A 17350-nucleotide genomic window follows, 5' to 3' on the forward strand; every position below is an offset into this window, starting at 1 on the left:
GGCTGATCCACGGCCACCGGCCGATCCGCGGTCGCCGGCTGTTCCGCAGTCACCGGCCGACGTCGTCCGAGGAGGATCGATGTACCAAATCGCCCTGTCCCTGTGGCGCACCTGTGTGCCCTACATCGTGGCGTTCCTGGCGGTGCAGGCGGCGCGGCTCGGCCTCCACCTGGACAACGCCTCCGTCACCTCCGCCCTGGTCACCGGCTTCGGTACGGCCTACTACGCGGTGTTCCGCTTCCTGGAGCACCGGTTCGGCGCGGCCTGGGGCTGGTTCCTGGGGGCCGCCAGGCCGCCGTCCTACCAGCCGCCGGCGGCCACCCCGCCGGCGGCCGCCAAGCCGGTAGCGGCCACGCCGACCACGGCGGCCACCACACCAGCCGCACCGACGGCGACCGAGCCGCCCACGCCGCCGACGACCACCCGCCCCGACTACCGGAACCTGCCCGAAGGCGGCTGACCGGCCGGACGGGAGACCGACCCGGGGTTGCGGAATTCCCTGCTCCGCAACCCCACGAAATAGGCGCAGTAATACAATTAAGTTTCTCAGTTCAGGTCTTGACGAATAGTCACCCGATTATGAAACTGAGCCTGCCACCACTGCATCGGGCACCATCGGTCCCTTGATGCACGAAGTGAACGGAGGGGGAATTTGCCGACGATACCGACCTACCCCGGCGTCTACATCGAAGAACTTCCCAGCAGCGTCCGTACCATCACCGCGGTGAGCACCTCGGTGACCGCCTTCGTCGGGGCCACCCGGCGCGGCCCGCTCGACCAGCCGGTCACCATCACCAGCTTCGCGGACTTCGAACGCCGTTTCGGCGGGCTCGCGGCGCAGAGCCCGGTCAGCTACGCCGTCCAGCAGTTCTTCCTGAACGGGGGCTCGGTCGCGGTCGTCGTCCGGGTCGCGGCGGCCGGCACCGGCGCCGCCGCGGCCGCCACGCTCACCTCGACGCAGACCTCCACCGCGACCCCGGTCCTGGACGTCACGGCCGTCGAGCCGGGGCTCTGGGGCGGGACGCTGCGGGTCGCCGTGGACTACCGGACGCCCACGCCCGGCGACACGTTCAACCTCCAGGTGTTCGACACCTCGGGCGCGGTCCGGGAGTCCTTCGCGGACCTGTCGGTCCAGGACGGCAGCCCGCGGTTCGCCGAGACGGTGGTGAACAGCGGCTCGGCGGTGGTCCGGGTGAAGGTCCGGGCGGCGAGCCGGCCGGACCCGGTGGGCACCGTGTCCAAGCCGTTCGCGGCCGCCCTGCCCGACCTCACCCACGAAGTGCAGGTCAAGATCGGCGACGTCACGCGGACGGTCAGGATCTACGACCCGGCCGTGGACGGCGCCGCGCCGACCACCGTCACCGAGCTCGCCCTGCTGCTCGAACGCAAGCTCCGCGCACTGCCCGACGCCCCGGGCAAACGCGTCTTCGCGGGCACCCGGGTGACGGCGTTCGGCCGGCAGCTCCAGGCCGTCGCCGGCTCCACCGACCCGGCCGACGTGGTCCGTTTCCTCGGCGAGGCGGCCAACAACCTCGGCCTGGAGGGCTCGGTCAGCCCGCCGGTCTTCGCGCTCGCCGGCGGCCAGGACGGCGGGGCCCCCGGGCTGACCGACCTGATCGGCAGCGAGGCGGGCAAGACCGGCATCCAGGCGCTGCGCGACGTGCAGGACGTCAACCTGCTGGTGCTGCCCGAACTGGCCGGCTACGCCGACGTGGACGACGCCGTCACGGTGGTCTCGGCCGCCCAGGCGCTCTGCGTGGAGAAGCGGATGTTCCTGATCGTCGACTCGCCGCAGGCGTGGACGACGCTGGACGCCGCCCGGGCCGGCCTGTCCGCCTTCGACTCGGTGCGCGGCGACCACGCGGCGCTGTACTTCCCGCACCTGGAGCTGGTCGACCCGCTCACCGGGCGGCTGCGCGCCTTCCCGCCGTCCGGCACCGTCGCCGGGGTGATCGCGCGCACCGACGGCCAGCGGGGCGTGTGGAAGGCCCCGGCGGGCACGGAGGCCGGCCTGCCCGGGGTGCGCGCCCTGACCGTCCCGATGACGGACCGGGAGAACGGCCTGCTGAACCCGCTCGCGGTGAACTGCCTGCGGACGTTCCCCGTGGTGGGCCCCGTGGTGTGGGGGGCCAGGACCCTGGCCGGCGCCGACGTGCTCGGCTCGCAGTGGAAGTACGTGCCGGTGCGGCGCCTCGCGCTGATGCTGGAGGAGAGCCTCTACCGCGGCACGAAGTGGGTCGTGTTCGAGCCCAACGACGAGCGGCTGTGGGCGCAGATCCGGCTGAACGTGGGCACGTTCCTGCACTCGCTGTTCCAGCAGGGCGCGTTCCAGGGCACGTCCGCGCGCTCGGCCTACTTCGTCAAGTGCGACCGGGACACCACCACCCAGGACGACGTCAACCGCGGCGTGGTGAACGTCGTGGTCGGGTTCGCGCCGCTCAAGCCCGCGGAATTCGTGATCGTCAAAATCGAGCAACTCGCCGGACAGTTCGAGGTTTAGGATCTCCATGGTCGAGTTCACCGTCAATCCGCACCGGTTCGATCCGTACAAGAACTTCAAGTTCCTGGTCGTCTGGGACGGACGGGTCGTCGCCGGAATCAGCAAGATCAGCCCGCTCAAGCGCACCACCGAGGTGGTGAAGCACCGCAGCGGGGGCGATCCGAGCGCGCCGCGCAAGTCACCGGGCCGCACCGACTTCGAGGCGGTCACCCTGGAGCGCGGGGTCACCCACGACCCGGAGTTCGACCGCTGGGCCAACAAGGTCTGGATGGTCGGCGCGGGCCGCGGGGCGGAGGTCTCGCTCCGGGACTTCCGCAAGGACCTGGTGATCCAGGTGCTCAACGAGGCCGGCCAGGTGGCGGTCGCCCACAAGCTGTACCGGGCCTGGCCGAGCGAGTACCAGGTGCTGGGCGAACTGGACGCCAACGCCAACGCGGTGGCCATCCAGAGCCTCAAGCTGGAGGTCGAGGGCTGGGAACGGGACGAGGAGACGCCCGAGCCGGAAGAGCCCTCGTTCCAGCAGCCGGCCTGAGGGGCCTGAGCGCGATGGAACTCGCGGGGGAGGCGGCCCTGTTGGCCACCTGGGAGGCCGGGGTGGCGGCCGGCCGCAGCGGGCGGGCCCTGCTGCTGCACGCCGTCGCCCGGCCCGCCGCCGGGCCGGAGGAGCTGCTGGCCGTACCGGTCGGCGAGCGGGACGCCGAACTGTTCGGCCTGCGCGGCGAGTTGTTCGGCGAACAGCTCACCGTACGGGTGGGCTGCCCGGGGTGCGCCGAGGAGATGGAGTTCGACTTCGACGCCGGACAGGTGGTCGGTGCCGGTCGACCGGCCGCCGGGCCGCTGCGGGTGGAGTCGGACGGCTGGCGGGTCGGCTTCCGGCTGCCCACCACCGGCGACCTGGCCGCCGCCGAACAGGCCCCCGCGGGCGAGGCCAGGACCGTCCTGCTGGAGCGGTGCGTCCTGAGCGTCGAGCACGACGGGGAGCCGGTGCCCGCCCGGCGGCTCCCCGAGCCGGTCCAGCGGCAGGTGGCCGAGGCCGCCGCCGCGGCCGACCCCTGCGCGGACGTCCGGCTGAACCTCGGCTGCCCCGAGTGCGGCCGGCAGGCCCTCGCCGAACTGGACATCGCCTCCTACCTCTGGGAGGAGCTGGACGCCTGGGCCCGCGCGACCCTGCTCGACGTCCACCTGCTGGCCACCGCCTACGGCTGGAGCGAGCCGGAGGTCCTGGCGCTCAGCCCGCTGCGGCGCCGCTACTACCTGGAGCTGTGCGCAGATGCCTGACTACTTCGACCGCCTGGTCGCGAAGGGCGGCCCCGGCGGGGACACCGTCCGCGTCCGGCCGCGCCTGCCGGGGCCGTTCGAACGGATCGAGACGCTCGGGGCGGCGCCGCCGCCCGTCGGGGAGGCCGCCGCGTCGGGCCGGGAGGTCGGACAGCCCGGGCCCGCGCCACTCCCCCGGCCGTCGGCGGCACCGCGTCCGCTGCCGTCCGCGGGGCCGCTCCGGCCGGCGCTCCGCGAGGCGCCGCCGACTCCTCCGGCCGCGCTCCCGCTGCCGCGCACGCCGCTGCTGGTCACGCCCCCGCTCGCGCCCGCTCGCGTCGCGCCGGCCGCACCCGCCGGGCCCGGGGCGGAGGGTGCGGCCGCCCGCCCGGCGGCCGTACCGGCGGTCACCGCACCCGTCCGGCCGCCGGGCCCGGAACAGGCGGCGACCCCGCCACCGGCCACGGGACGGCTCGGCGTCGCGCCCGCCGTCCGGCGCCCGGCCGCCGCGGGCGCTCGGGCCGCCGCTCAGGCGGCGCGTGGCCGGCAGCGGCCGGCCGAGCGGGTGGTCCGGGTCCAGATCGGGCGGGTGGAGGTCAGGGCCGCGGAGCGCGCCCCGGCCGGTCCGCGCCGGGCGGCGGCCGCCCGCCCCTCCCCCGCGCTCGACCTGGGCGCGTACCTCGACCGGGAGCGGCCATGACCAGGCGAGTGGGCCTGCGGGCCGTCACACGTCGCGCACGGGCAGATGCCACCGCCGAGCGAAACGGGGAGGGCGCATGAGCAACCACCTCGCGATCGCCACCGTGACCGAGGCGCTGCGGCTGCTCGTCTCCCGCGCGCTCTCGCCCGACATCCCGTTCGCGGTCGAGGTCGGCACCCGCAAGCCGCCGACCGAGCCGCCGGCCGACCCGACCATCACCGTGTTCCTCTACCAGGTCACGCCCAACGCCTCGCTGCGCAACCACGACGCGCCCACCCGCGCGACGGACGGCACCGTGCTGACCCGGCCGGCCGCCGCCCTCGACCTGCACTACCTGATCAGCTGCTACGGCGAGGAGGCCCAGCTGGTGGGCCAGCGGCTGCTCGGCTGCGTGGTCCGGACGCTGACCGAACAGCCCGCGCTCTCCCGGCAGTTGATCGAGGAGGCGGCCGCCCAGCCGTACCTCGTGGGGACGGACCTGGCCGCCTCGCCGCAGCGGGTGCGCTTCACCCCCACCACGATGGACGTCGACGAGATGTCCAAGCTGTGGAGCACGCTGCTCCAGACCCCCTACGCGCTGTCCGTGACCTACCAGGCCACCGCCGTGTTCGTGGAGGGCAAGGTCGATCCGGTGGCGGGCAAGCCGGTGCTGCGCCGCACCGTACGGGCCGTGCCGTCCCGCGGGCCGGTCGTCGAGCGGGTGCTGTCCCGCCCGGCCGGGTCCACCGGCGCGCCCGAGGAGGGGCCGGTGACCAGGGACCGGGAGCTGGTGGTGGTCGGCTCCGGTCTGCGCGCGGAGCTGGTCGTGGCCCGGCTGGGCGGGCGCCGGGTGCCGGTCGCCCCGGGCGGTGTGCGGGACGACCGGCTGGTGGTCGCCGTCCCGGCGGACCTGCCGCCCGGCGTGTACCAGCTGCAGGTGCTGCACGGCCTGGCGCTGGACGGCCGGCCCGCCGCGGAGCACCTCGCCGTGGAGTCCAACGCGCAGACCTTCGCCCGGCAGCCGCGGATCGCCGCGCCGATCGGTACGGCGGACCGTACCGACGGACCGGCCGGGGTCTCGGCCCAGGTGGACGTCCGGCTGGACCTCCCGCTCCGGGACGACCAGCAGGTCCTGCTGCTGCTGGACGAGGTGAGCCCGCCGACCGGGCGCGCCGGGGCGAGCTACCAGTTCCGCGCGCCCGTGCCGTCGCAGCCGCGCAGCGACCCGTACGCGGTCCGGGTGCCGGTCACCGGCGTCCGGCCGACGGTGTACCTGGCCCGGGTCCAAGTGGACGGCGTGCCGAGCGAGTTGACGGTGTCCGGCGACGGGGCCTTCACCGGCCCCGTGGTGGACCTGACGCACTGACCACAGGACGCACCGACACAACGGACGGGACGGGGGGAGAGATGGCAACGCGCCGCAGGCAGGACCGCGAAGGCCTGGCGGACGAGTCGCACCGGCAGTCGCTGTCGGCCGCGATCGCCGCCGTGCTCGCGCGGGTCGACGCGCACGCGGCCGGCCGTACCGCCGAGCCGGCCCCGCCGTCGACCCCGGAGACGACCCGTACCGCCGAGCCGCCCGCCCCCGGCACCCGCCGCACCGGGCGTCGGCAGCCCGCCACCGCCCTGGACGCGCTCGCCGCCTCCTTCGGGCTCACCCCCTTCGAGCGGGACGTCCTCGTACTGGCCGCCGCCCCCGAGATCGACCCCACCGCCGCCGCCCGGTGCGCCGCGGCCGGCGGCGACCCCGGGCGCGGGTACCCGACCTTCTCGCTCGCCCTCGCCGCCCTGGACCGGCCGCACTGGAGCGCGCTCACCCCGGTGGGCCCGCTGCGCCGCTTCCGGCTGGTCGAGCTGGACGACGAGACGGCGCTCACCGCCTCCCGGCTGCGGATCGACGAGCGGGTGCTGCACTTCCTGGTCGGCGTGCCCTACCTGGACGTACGGCTGCACGGCCTGCTCACCCGGGTCGGACCGCCCGGCGAACTGCCCGAACCCCACGAGCGGTGCGCGGCCGAGCTGGCCCAGGGGTGGTCCGCGGCCGGGCTGACCGGCCCGCCGCACGCCGAGCTGAGCGGCGCCGACCGCCGCACCCGCTGGGAGATCGCCTCGGCGGCCGCCCACCGCTCCGGTCTCGGCCTCTACGTCGCGCACCGCGAAGACCTGCCCACCGAGCCCGCCGAGCGCGAGCAGCTCGCCCGGCTGTGGCAGCGGGAGGCGATCCTGATCCCGGCCGCGCTGCTGGTCGAGGACGGGGAGCCGATCCGGGAGCAGCCGCGGTCCCCGAACGGCGCGGAGGCCTTCCTCGCCAGCCTGGCGGTGCCGCTGGTGGTGTCCGGCGACGAGCCGCGGCCGGCCGGGGCCTCCGACCGCGCCCGGCTGACGGTGCCCACGCTCGGCCCCGAGGAGCAGCTGGGCATCTGGACCGAGGCGCTGGACGGCGCGCCGGGCATCGCCGAGGACGAACTCCGAGCGCTGGCCGCGCAGTTCTCCCTGCCCGGCCATGTGATCCGGTCGGCCGCCGCAACGGCCCGGCGGGCGGCCGAGAAGGACCAGGACGTCGGCGAACTGGCCTGGCACGCCGGGCTGGTGGAGGCCCGGATGTCCCTGGACGAGCTGGGCCGGCGGGTCGAGCCGCGCGCCGACTGGGAGGACCTGGTCCTGGAGGAGCGCCAGCGCGCGACGCTGCGCGAGATCGTCGCCCACGTCCGCCGGCGCGGCACGGTCTACCAGGAGTGGGGCTTCGAAGCGGTGCTGCGGCGCGGCCTGGGGGTGACCGCGCTGTTCGCCGGCGGATCGGGCACCGGAAAGACGCTGGCGGCCGAGGTCGTCGCCGGGCGGCTCGGGGTGGACCTGTTCGTCATCGACCTCTCCCAGGTCGTCAGCAAGTACATCGGCGAGACCGAGAAGAACCTCCGGCGGGTCTTCGACGCCGCCGAACGCGGCGGCGCGCTGCTGCTGTTCGACGAGGCCGACGCGCTGTTCGGCAAGCGCAGCGAGATCAAGGACAGCCACGACCGCTACGCCAACCTGGAGGTCAGCTACCTGCTGATGCGCATGGAGGCCTACCGGGGCCTGGCCGTGCTCACCACCAACATGAAGAAGGCGCTGGACCCGGCGTTCATGCGGCGGATCAGGTTCGTGGTCGACTTCCCGTTCCCCGGGGTGCCGGAACGCGCCGAGATCTGGCGGCGGGTCATCCCCCTGCGGACCCCCAGCGAGGGCCTCGACCCCGAGCGGCTCGCCCAACTGACCGTGGCCGGCGGCTCGATCCGCAACATCGCGCTGTCCGCGGCCTTCCTGGCCGCCGACGAGGGCTGCCCGGTGCAGATGCGGCACATGCTGGCCGCCGCGCGCACCGAGTACCTGAAGCTGGAGCGCTCGCTGTCACCCTCGGAGGTCGGCGGATGGGTGTGAACGCGCGGGACGGAGGCGGGCCGGGCGCCCCCGGGCACGCGGGCGCCGGGCGGATCGAGGTCGAGATCGGCGAGCTGGTCCTCGACGGCTTCGACCGGATCGACCACGAGCGGCTGACGACGGCGTTCCGCGGCGAGCTGGCCCGCCTGGTCGAGACGCGCGGCGTACCGCTCGCGGCGGGCGGCGACCGCGCGCTGGACCTGCTCTCCGGCCTGCCGCCGCTGCCGGCGGGCGCCTCACCGCAGCGGCTCGGCGAGGCGCTCGCCCGCGCCGTGCACGCCGGGCTGTCGGGTGGTGGTCAGCGCTCGGGTACCGGGCGGCACGTGGAACGGGGGCGGACATGACCCAACTCAAGGCCCCCGCACGGGACTCCGCGCAGGACGCCAAGCAGGGCGGCCAGGCCCGGCGCAAGACCCGGGCCCCGAAGGCCCGCACCCCCGAGCCGAAGGAGATCGTCTCCGGCGCCGGCCAACCGCTCGACCCGGGCGTGCGCCGGGAGTTGGAGGCGCGGCTCGGCCACGACCTCAGCCGGGTCCGGGTGCACACCGACCGGGACTCCGCCGCGCTGACGGAGCTGATCGGCGCGGACGCCGTCGCGGTCGGCCCGGACCTCTTCTTCCGCGAGGGCAAGTACCGGCCGGCCGCCGAGGACGGCCGCCGGCTGCTCACCCACGAGCTGCTGCACACCATCCAGGCCCCGAACCCGCTCGGCGCGCTGCGGGCCGGCCGCGACCTGGGCGCGGTGAGCCTGCCGCAGGACGCCGTCGAACGCGAGGCGGAGCAGGGCGCGATCGGGGACCGGCCGACGACGGCGACGCCCAGCGCCACACCGGGCTGGCTCCGCTACGCGACCGTCGACGCCGACCGCTTCCGCACCGAACGGCTCGACCCGGCCACCCTGGTCGACCGGCTGGCGTCCGGCATCCTGCGCTCGCTGCGCGGCGACCCGACCGACTCCTCCGGCCGGGTGCGCCTCCAACTCGCCAGATTCGCGCCCGAGTTGCAGTCCTCTGTACTGGACCGGCTGGCAGTCCTGCTGCCCTCCTCCGACTACACCCGGGTGCTGGAACTGGTCGAGGCCGCCGAGCACCGCCCGGCCGACGTGGACGCCGCCCAGACCCCCGAGCCGGTGACCGATGCCGCCGACCGGACCACCGACGACCGCGACCGGACCGACCAGGAGGACCGCGAGGAGCGGGACCGGCAACAACAACTCGACGACGAGGCAAGGCAGTCGGCCGACCCGAGGGCTCGCCGCAAGCACCGGAAGCACCGCAAGGGCCACGGCGGCAAGGAGGGCAGGGACGACAAGGACGGCGACGAGGAACGCCCGGACCAGCAGGACGGGCAGCAGGCGCCACCCGCGGAGGGCGAGGCCGCTCAGACCGAACCGGCCGCACAGCCCGCCGCACAGCCGGAGACCGGTCAGGCCCAACTCCCCACGGAGGCGCAGCCGTCGACTGTCGAGGAGGCACCCGCGGCAGGCCCGGAACAGGCGCCCGTACCGGCCGAGGAGGGCGCCGCCCAGCCGGTCGCCGCCACCGTACCCGGCTCGCCCGAGGCCGAGCAGCAGGGCATCGGCACCCGGCCCTCGGCCGGTACGAAGCCGCAGGAGCCCGCCGCCGGGCTTCTGCCGCAGACCGCGCCGGTCAAGCCCGAGCGCCTGGACGCGATCGCGCGGGCCGAGGACAGCCCGCTGGCCCGGCACGGGCTGCTGGAGGGCGACCACCAGCGCGGCGAAGTCACAGACGAGGAACGGCCGTTGGGCATGGAGCCCGGCGCCGAATCCGAGGTCCACGACGCGCCCGCCGCGAGCGAGGACCGGCAGTCGTCGGCCGTCCCCGGGCCCGAGCTCAAGCCCGGGGACTTCCTGCCCTCCGCCGACCTCGACGTGTCGGCCGTCCCTACAGCCGATCAGCTCACCCTGTCGGCGGACGGCACGCCCCCCGCGCAGGCCGAGGCGCCCGCGTTCCCCGAGCCGCCCGCGACCAAGGCCGAGCAGGTGCAGGCCGAGCGGGACAGCCGGCCGGAGGACGACGCGGAGGCGGCCCCGGCTCCGCCCGAGCAGGCGGAGCCCGGGGCGGCACCGCAGCCCGCCCCCGAGCCGACCCCCGCCACCGAGGCCGAGGACCGGAGCGCCCGCGACCTCCAGCCGGAGCAGCCGGTCGAGCAGGAGATCGGCCCCGAACCCACCGCGAACCCGGCCGCGGCCCCGGCGCCGGCCCCTGCCGAGCCCACGCAGCCGGAGGCGCCGCAGCCCGAAGCCCCCGCCGAGGCGGCGCGCGAGGCCGAACCCGCACCCGAGGCGGCCCCCGAAGCGGCTGCCTCGCCCGAGCCGAGCGGCCCGGACCGTACCGCCCCCGTGGCGCCGGGGCCGGTCGGCGGCAGCGGGCCGGTCGGCGGGGACGGCGCCGTCCTCGACAGCGCTCCCGGGGCAGCGCCCGGTGCCACCCCCGACACCGCCCTGGACGCCGCCCCCGGCCCGGCCGCCGAGCAGGCCGACGCGCCCGGCGGACTCACCGCCCAGGCCGCCCCCGACGCCTCGCTGGAGGCGGGCGGCGGCGCCTGCGCGGGCCCCCAGCAGCCCACCACCGAGGCGGAGCAGGACGGCACCGGCGGCGCCGGCGGCGGCTGTGCGGCCGGGGGCGGAGGCGCGGCCGCCGCCGGGGGCGCCCAGGGCGGGCAGGAGCAGCAGCAGAAACCGGCCGCGCCCGACGTCTCCGGCCAGGACCCGCAGAGCGCGCTGGCCACCGCCGCGAGCCTGCCGCCCGATCAGCTGGCCACCACCCTGGACGGCGTTGACGGCTCGGTGGGCCGTACGGTCGGCGAGCAGCACGCCCGGCTGCAGGCCGCCCCGCCGACCACCCAGCGGCCCTCCGGCGCACCGCAGACCCAGTCCGGCGCACCCGAGGCCGCACCGCCCGCCGAAGCCGTGACGGAGCGGCTGGAGCGGGTCGGCCCGGAAGGCGCGGACGGCGGGCAGCAGACGGCCGACCAGAAGAAGGTCGAGGGCCGGAACCCCGGCGACCGGGTCGCCCCGCCCAATGTCGCCGACGACGCGGGCAACCAGGTCTCGGCGCAGGAGGTGCAGCAGGCCCAGGTCGCCGTCGACGGCGTCCCCTCGACCGACCCGGCCCTGAACACCACCGTCGGCGCCGCCCCCAAGGTCGAACTGACCGGGGAGAGCGACCCGGCACGCACCGACCGGCAGGCCGCGAAGCTCAAGGAGAGCTCCGGCAGGATCCTCGGCGTCGGCCGGGAGGACACCGCCAAGCCGATGGGCGAGGACCGGATCTACCCGGACGTCCCGAAGGAGACCCTCACCGCCTCCGTCCCCGGCGGCGGCAAGCGCGGGGGTGCCAGGGCAGGCGGCGCCGTCGACACCAAGCCGGGCATCGGCATCGTCACCCAGCAGGAACGCGGCCCGCAGATCCAGGCCGCGGTCGGCGAGGGCCAGGGCCGGCTGGGCTCCGAACAGGCCAAGCAGAAGCAGGGCGAGGCCGACGCCCGGCGGCAGAACCAGGCCGAGGTCGACCAGGCGGTCGCCGACAACGCCCAGGCCCAGGCCGGGGAACGGGGCGACGCCGCCGAGAAGGTCAAGGCCGAACGCGAGCAGTGGCGCACCGAGCAGGACGGGAAGATCACCACCGCGGACCAGGACGCCGGTGCCGAACACACCGACAAGACCGGCCAGATCGACAAGAAGCGCGCCGGGGCCGACAAGGACGTCCAGGACCGTCAGCAGCAGGACAACCAGAAGATCCAGGACAAGCGGAAGGAGGCCGAGGAGAAGGCCCAGAAGGAGAAGGACCGCAAGAAGGAGGAGTCCGAAGGCTGGTGGGGCTGGGTCAAGTCCAAGGTCAAGGCGGCCTTCGACGCGCTGGTCGAGGCCGTCACCAAGGTCTTCGACTTCTTCCGCGGCCTGATCAACGACATCATCGACGGCTTCCGGAAGTTCGCGAACTGGGCGATCGACCAGGCCCGGAAGTTCGCCGTCGAGCTGATCGACAAGCTCGCGGACGCGCTCATCAAGATCTGCGACGTCCTGCTGGCGGCCTTCCCCGAACTGCGGGACAAGTTCCGCAAGAAGATCGAGGAATGGCGCGACAAGGCCATCGCCAAGGTCAACGAGTGGGCGGACCGGCTCAAGAACGCCGTCAACAAGCTCCTCGACGCACTCGCCGCCGGGCTGAACGCACTGCTGGACGCGCTGGAGGCAGGACTCAAGGCCGCCATCGAGGCGGTCCGCAAGGCCGTCATGGACGCGATCGACTTCGTCCAGAAGGCGATCGCCGTCTTCGGCGAGTTCGCGGCCCTGATCGGCGACATCGCCCCCGACCCGGGCGGCTGGCTGAAGAAGCTCGGCACCGCCGCGGTCGACGGCATCCAGCACTACCTGTGGGGCGCGATCAAGAGCGCGGTACGGACCTGGTTCAACGAGAAGGTCGAGTCGGTCGTCGGGCTGACGTCCACGATCGTCAACGTCCTGGTCAAGGGCTGCATCTCGATGGCCCAGATCGGACGGATGGCCTGGCAGGCGATCGTCGCGGCGCTGCCCGGGATGATCGTGTCGATCGTCGTCGAGAAACTGGTCTCGATGATCGTGCCGGCGGCCGGTGCGATCATGACGATCATCCAGGGGCTGATGGCGGCCTGGAACACCATCAGCAAGATCATCGCGGCGATCGGGAAGTTCGTCGCCTTCCTCAAGGCCGTCAAATCCGGATCGGCCGCCTGCCTCTTCGCCGACGCCGTCGCGGCGGGCGTGGTCGCGCTGCTCGACTTCATCTCCAACTTCCTGCTCAGCAAGCTCAAAGGGGCCGGCAAGGCGGTCGGCACCAAGCTCAAGGGGATCGCCCAGCGGATCCTCAAGGGCCTGGCCAGGGCGGGTCGCGGTGCCCGCAAGGCGGCGGGCCGGGCCGTCAACAAGGCCCGCGCGAGCCTGCGCCGGGCCACCCAGTCCCTGCGGCGCCGACCCGGCCCCGGCCGTCCCGCCCGGCCCGCCCGGCACACCGTGCAGCACGCGGAGCGCCCCGCCCAGCACCGCCCGACCGCCACCCGCCCCAAGCCCACCACCCCGCGCCGCCCCACCTCCCCCGTCGGCCGCGCCCTCAACTCCTCCCGCCAGACCGTCAAGGCCGCCCTCAACCGGGTACGGACGGCCGCCCGCACCCTCGGCCGCAAGGTCCTCAACAGCAAGCTGGGCCGCGCCCTCACCAACGGCGCCCACAGGATCCGCGACGCCTACCGCAAGCAACGCGACCGCCTCCGCACCTGGCACCAAAAGCGCCAGCAGCAACGCGCCCAACGCCGCGCCCACGAGAACTCGCCCCAGGCGAAGCAGCAACGCCTCGACCTGATCGTCGCCAGGATCAAGCCGAGGCTTCAGCGCTTGCTGGGCCGGGGCGTCGGCCACCGGGTGCACAAGGCGGTGCTGGCCAGCCTACGGGTGTGGTACCGCCTGACCGAACTGGCTTCGAGCGGCACCGGATCTTTTGCCGACATCGCCAGGATCAACCCGCAGAAACTGGTGCTGAACGGGGTCTCCCTGGACCCCGAGCCTGTTCTGGTATTTATTCGCGCCGTCGAGCAGGACATACGCGGTCAAGTGAAGGCCGGGCGTACCGCCAAAACGAACACCGAGGGCGAGCTCACGATTGGCGAAAACGAGCACATGATGCAGGTGAGCGATTCCCTGACCGAGAGTTTGGGTCGGCCCTTCCAACAAAATATCATCAGGTTTGAGGGGGATGGCGGCGGACGGGTCGAGCACCGAAAGCTGAGCGGTCTCCCGAGTGATCAGGGACGCCACTTCCTGACCAAGATGAACGAGAACGGCACGACGGACGATAGCGGGCGCTATGCCGATTCCGTGGAGAGGGTCATAGCCAGCGGAAAGTCCCGGGAGACCGCGCGAGCTCTTTCGACGTTCCAGAGCTCACGCGCCGAGGACTTCGGGGCCGACCCGGGGGAGGTTGCACTGTTCGGATTCCTCGCTCACGATATCGAGGGGAGGAGGAATCCCGGCACGAGCGTTCTTTCCGTTCTCCACTCGGATTTCTACAAGCTGGTCGCACAGGAGCCGGACAAAGAGAAGCGGGACCGCCTTTTCCGGGAAGTGGTCAATATGCACAACATGGTGCCGGAGGGCTCGTCGAGTGCGGCCACCGCATTGAAGAAGGAACTGAAAAGGAAGCCGGGCGCACTGGACTCGTCAATAGCAAGGAGAATCAATAAACTGACGAGCCAGGGAGCACCTCCCGAGTTCCTGCAGGGCAACTTGCGGGAAAATCAAGCCTGGCGAAAAAGAGAGGAGGAGGCGAACAATGCCAAGAAGCCGCTGGATCAAGCCGGGATTGCACTCTACAAGGCAAGGAAGGCCGAGGACCCGGACGCAGAATCGAGCGCCCGGGAACAGCTCAAGAGCGCCCGGGCAACGTACCGGAAGGAACACGGCACGACGGAGTTCAACTCCCTCCAGCAGCTTCAGCGGCAGCAGGATGCGAACAACTTGGCCGATCGCGAGATAGAACTCATACGACGATGGGTCTCCACATTCGGAGAAATCGATCTCGAAGAATCTCAGGGGAATGCCGAGGCGACGCGCCGGAAAATTTATGAGAGCATCGTGCGGCGCTTGCAGCAGGAACTGCCCTGGTGGAATCCTGACAAAGGACTCGTGAAATGAACGTGATCAAGCGACCCGGCGGTCACCGGTCTCGGCGCTACATCTTCCGGAAACAGAATTCGCTGCCGGTCATGGAGCTGATCACAGAATGGCCCTCGTGGGACCAGGTGGCGTACCGGCCGGCGGATGCCGAGCGCGGCACCCCTTTGCAGGCCACCTGGGAGATCCTCCCCGGATTGACTGTCACCTACATCGAGGAGGACACGATCCGCAGTTCCTTCGCCATGGTGACGAGTCGCCTCGGTCCTGAGACCGCCGGCATGGCAGTGGCAGTCTTCGAGGTTCATCCCGAGGTCGTCACAGTCGACGAACTGATCGCGGAGCTGGATTCGGCGCGTGGGACGGACGACGAGGCCGTGGCAGTGGCCCGTGCAGGTCTCGGTGCACCGCTCGAACCGGACGAGCGTCTGGTCCAGCGGATCTCGAGCTCCTTGCGGTCCGCCGACGACGTGGTCCGCGAAGGGGCACTGTGGGCGGTTTCGTATTCTGAATGGCCAATTTTCCGGAAGGCTGTTCGACAGCTAGCAGAAAGCGATCCCAACACTTTCATCAAGGAATTCGCGGCGGGTGTTCTCGACGCATTCGATCGATTCGGCCTGGAGGATTCGTGACGGGATACACGGATGCGCCGAAGCCGATCAGGGCCGGGCTGGTCGTCGTCGATCCGCTGCGCGGCACTCCGCAGCGGGTCGTGGTGCTGCAGTTCAATCCGGACAGTCTGGAGCGCTCGTTGGCGCCGCAGGTGGCGGGGGCCGATGGCAGTGGGGACCGGACGGAGGCGTTGCGGTTGAAGGGGCCGGCTGTCGAGACCTGGAAGTTCACGGCGGAGTTGGACGCGACCGACCAGCTGGACCTTCCGGCACCGAACGGGATTCATCCGCAGTTGGCGACGCTCGAGCTGCTGGTGCAGCCGACCAGTGACCAGGTGCGGGCGAACCAGGCGTTGGCCTCGCTCGGGACCTTGGAGGTGACGCCGATCGAGGCGCCGCTGACGCTCTTCACCTGGGGTGGGAAGCGGATCCTGCCGGTGCGGCTGACCGAACTGACCATCACCGAGGAGGCGTTCGACATCGATCTGAACCCGATCAGGGCCGCTGTCGCGATCGGGCTGCGTGTCCTGACCGTCAGTGATCTGCCGACCGGGCACCGCGGGGCGGAGCTGTACCTCGCGCACCTGGCGCAGAAGGAGCGGCTGGGCGGTGCCGCGGCCGACGGCCGGTTGGGCGCGCTCGGGGTGGGAGGGGGGTTCCAGTGACCGTCGACCCGCTGAACGCGCTGCCGGCGCCTTCGCCGTATCCGCTGACCAGCCGGTACCACGGCGTCCCGGTCGCGTTGCACACGGAGCCGGACGGGCGCCAGGTCCCGTACCTGCGGCGGCGGTTGCTGCCGAGTGCGGAGGGGCTGACCCCGCTCGCCGAGCACACCGTCAGTGCAGGCGACCGTCCCGATCTGCTCGCCTACCGCTACCTCGGCAGCGCCGACCAGTGGTGGCGGATCGCCGACGCCAACCCGGTGCTCGATCCACGGGAGTTGACCGTGACGCCGGGGCGGCGGATCACGATCGCGCTGCCCGGCGCGGTGCCGGGAGCGGGGCCGGGGGTGGGGAATGGTTGACGCCTCGGCGGTCACGGGGGGCGGGGCGATCGGGTCGATCCACCTGAGCCTGTTGATGGGGCCGCAGATTCCGGTGCCGGTGCCGCAGCCGGTGACCGACGCGCTGCTGTCGGCGCAGGTGACGGTGGCGTCGGGGCAGCGCAGCGGGTTCCAGTTGGCCTTCGACCTGTCGAAGAACGGGCTGATCAACACCGCGCTGCTGCCGGGCGGTTTCTTCGACCCGAAGATCAGGGTCGTGCTGATGGCGGTGGTCACGGGGACGCCGGCCGTGCTGATGGACGGGGTGATCATCCGCCAGGAGGTCGGGATCAGCAACCAGCCCGGCCAGTCCACGCTGACCGTCACCGGTGAGGACCTGACGGTGCTGATGGACCTGGAGGAGCAGGCCGGTGTGCCCTTCCCCGCGATGTCCCCGGCGGCCCGGGTCGCCGCGATCATCGGCAAGTACGGGCAGTACGGCATGGTGCCGCTGGTCGTCCCGGAGCTGGTGCCGCAGACGCCGATGCCGACCCGGCGGATCGACTTCCAGAAGGGCACCGACCTCGGCTACGTCAACGAGCTGGCGAAGGCGAACGGTTACGTGTTCTACCTGGACCCCGGGCCGGTCCCGGGGATGAGCCGCGCCTACTGGGGGCCGGAGGTGCGGCTGGGCGTCCCGCAGCACGCGCTGAACGTGAACATGGACGCGCTGTCCAACGTCGACCAGCTCACCTTCGCCTTCGACGGCACCGCCCGCGAGGAGCCGGAGGCGCGCATCCAGCTGCCGGCGACCAAGGTGTCGACGATCCTGCCGGTGCCGGAGGTCAGCATCCTGCGGCCGCCGCTCGCGCTCAGGCCGGCGCCGGCGCTGAAGAAGAAGGTCATCGCCGACACCGCCAAGAAGGACACCTCGCAGGCCGTCGCCGAGACGATCGCGAAGGCGATGCAGTCGGCGGACGCCGTCTCCGGCTCGGGCCAGCTCGACGTCGTCCGGTACGGGCACGTGCTGCGGCCGCGCGAACTGGTCGGCGTCCGAGGGGCCGGGATCACCTATGACGGCCTGTACTTCGTCAAGAGCGTCACCCACAACCTCAAGCGCGGCTCGTACACCCAGAACTTCACCCTGGCCCGCGAGGGCCTGATCGCCCTCCAGCCGACCGTCGTCCCGTGACACCGAAGTCCCGCAGCACCGCACCGCCAAAGCACCGCAGCACCG

The 17350-nt window shown here is 72.8% G+C and carries 13 protein-coding genes; all 13 read left to right on the plus strand.

All coding sequences use genetic code 11. From position 1 onward, the window contains the following. Positions 1-79: 79 nt before the first annotated feature. Positions 80-460, plus strand: coding sequence for a hypothetical protein (locus tag ACWDCZ_RS01160; RefSeq protein ID WP_234348186.1), 381 nt, complete (start codon positions 80-82; stop codon positions 458-460). Positions 461-652: 192 nt separating this feature from the next. Beyond that, positions 653-2500 (plus strand): phage tail sheath family protein, encoded by a 1848-nt coding sequence (locus tag ACWDCZ_RS01165; RefSeq protein ID WP_449814890.1) that lies wholly within the window; start codon positions 653-655, stop codon positions 2498-2500. A gap of 7 nt (positions 2501-2507) precedes the next feature. Next, positions 2508-3032: a phage tail protein gene (locus ACWDCZ_RS01170; RefSeq protein WP_049649365.1), complete on the plus strand. Its 525-nt coding sequence runs from the start codon at positions 2508-2510 to the stop codon at positions 3030-3032. Positions 3033-3046: 14 nt separating this feature from the next. Continuing rightward, positions 3047-3778 (plus strand): T4 family baseplate hub assembly chaperone, encoded by a 732-nt coding sequence (locus ACWDCZ_RS01175; RefSeq protein ID WP_449814891.1) that lies wholly within the window; start codon positions 3047-3049, stop codon positions 3776-3778. Beyond that, on the plus strand, positions 3771-4457 hold the full coding sequence (locus tag ACWDCZ_RS01180; RefSeq protein WP_449814892.1) for a hypothetical protein: 687 nt from the start codon (positions 3771-3773) through the stop codon (positions 4455-4457). The genes ACWDCZ_RS01175 and ACWDCZ_RS01180 overlap by 8 nt, the downstream gene beginning before the upstream one ends. Positions 4458-4533: 76 nt before the next feature. Continuing rightward, positions 4534-5802: a DUF4255 domain-containing protein gene (locus ACWDCZ_RS01185; protein WP_449814893.1), complete on the plus strand. Its 1269-nt coding sequence runs from the start codon at positions 4534-4536 to the stop codon at positions 5800-5802. A 41-nt stretch (positions 5803-5843) separates the two neighbouring features. After that, positions 5844-7853 (plus strand): AAA family ATPase, encoded by a 2010-nt coding sequence (locus ACWDCZ_RS01190; RefSeq protein ID WP_449814894.1) that lies wholly within the window; start codon positions 5844-5846, stop codon positions 7851-7853. Next, a complete protein-coding gene (locus ACWDCZ_RS01195; RefSeq protein ID WP_449814895.1) occupies positions 7844-8197 on the plus strand; it encodes a hypothetical protein in 354 nt (117 codons plus the stop codon). The genes ACWDCZ_RS01190 and ACWDCZ_RS01195 overlap by 10 nt, the downstream gene beginning before the upstream one ends. Continuing rightward, positions 8194-14541, plus strand: coding sequence for an eCIS core domain-containing protein (locus ACWDCZ_RS01200; RefSeq protein WP_449814896.1), 6348 nt, complete (start codon positions 8194-8196; stop codon positions 14539-14541). The genes ACWDCZ_RS01195 and ACWDCZ_RS01200 overlap by 4 nt, the downstream gene beginning before the upstream one ends. Next, a complete protein-coding gene (locus ACWDCZ_RS01205) occupies positions 14538-15152 on the plus strand; it encodes a hypothetical protein (protein ID WP_449814897.1) in 615 nt (204 codons plus the stop codon). Before ACWDCZ_RS01200 ends, ACWDCZ_RS01205 begins: the two co-directional genes overlap by 4 nt. Continuing rightward, positions 15149-15796 carry a CIS tube protein gene (locus tag ACWDCZ_RS01210; RefSeq protein ID WP_375873555.1) on the plus strand — a complete coding sequence of 216 codons (648 nt, stop codon included), beginning with the start codon at positions 15149-15151 and terminating at the stop codon, positions 15794-15796. Before ACWDCZ_RS01205 ends, ACWDCZ_RS01210 begins: the two co-directional genes overlap by 4 nt. Then, positions 15793-16155 carry a hypothetical protein gene (locus ACWDCZ_RS01215; RefSeq protein ID WP_449814898.1) on the plus strand — a complete coding sequence of 121 codons (363 nt, stop codon included), beginning with the start codon at positions 15793-15795 and terminating at the stop codon, positions 16153-16155. The genes ACWDCZ_RS01210 and ACWDCZ_RS01215 overlap by 4 nt, the downstream gene beginning before the upstream one ends. Next, on the plus strand, positions 16148-17305 hold the full coding sequence (locus tag ACWDCZ_RS01220) for a hypothetical protein (protein WP_074006029.1): 1158 nt from the start codon (positions 16148-16150) through the stop codon (positions 17303-17305). Before ACWDCZ_RS01215 ends, ACWDCZ_RS01220 begins: the two co-directional genes overlap by 8 nt. The last annotated feature ends 45 nt before the right edge of the window (positions 17306-17350 follow it).

Source organism: Kitasatospora sp. NPDC001225, from assembly GCF_053597855.1.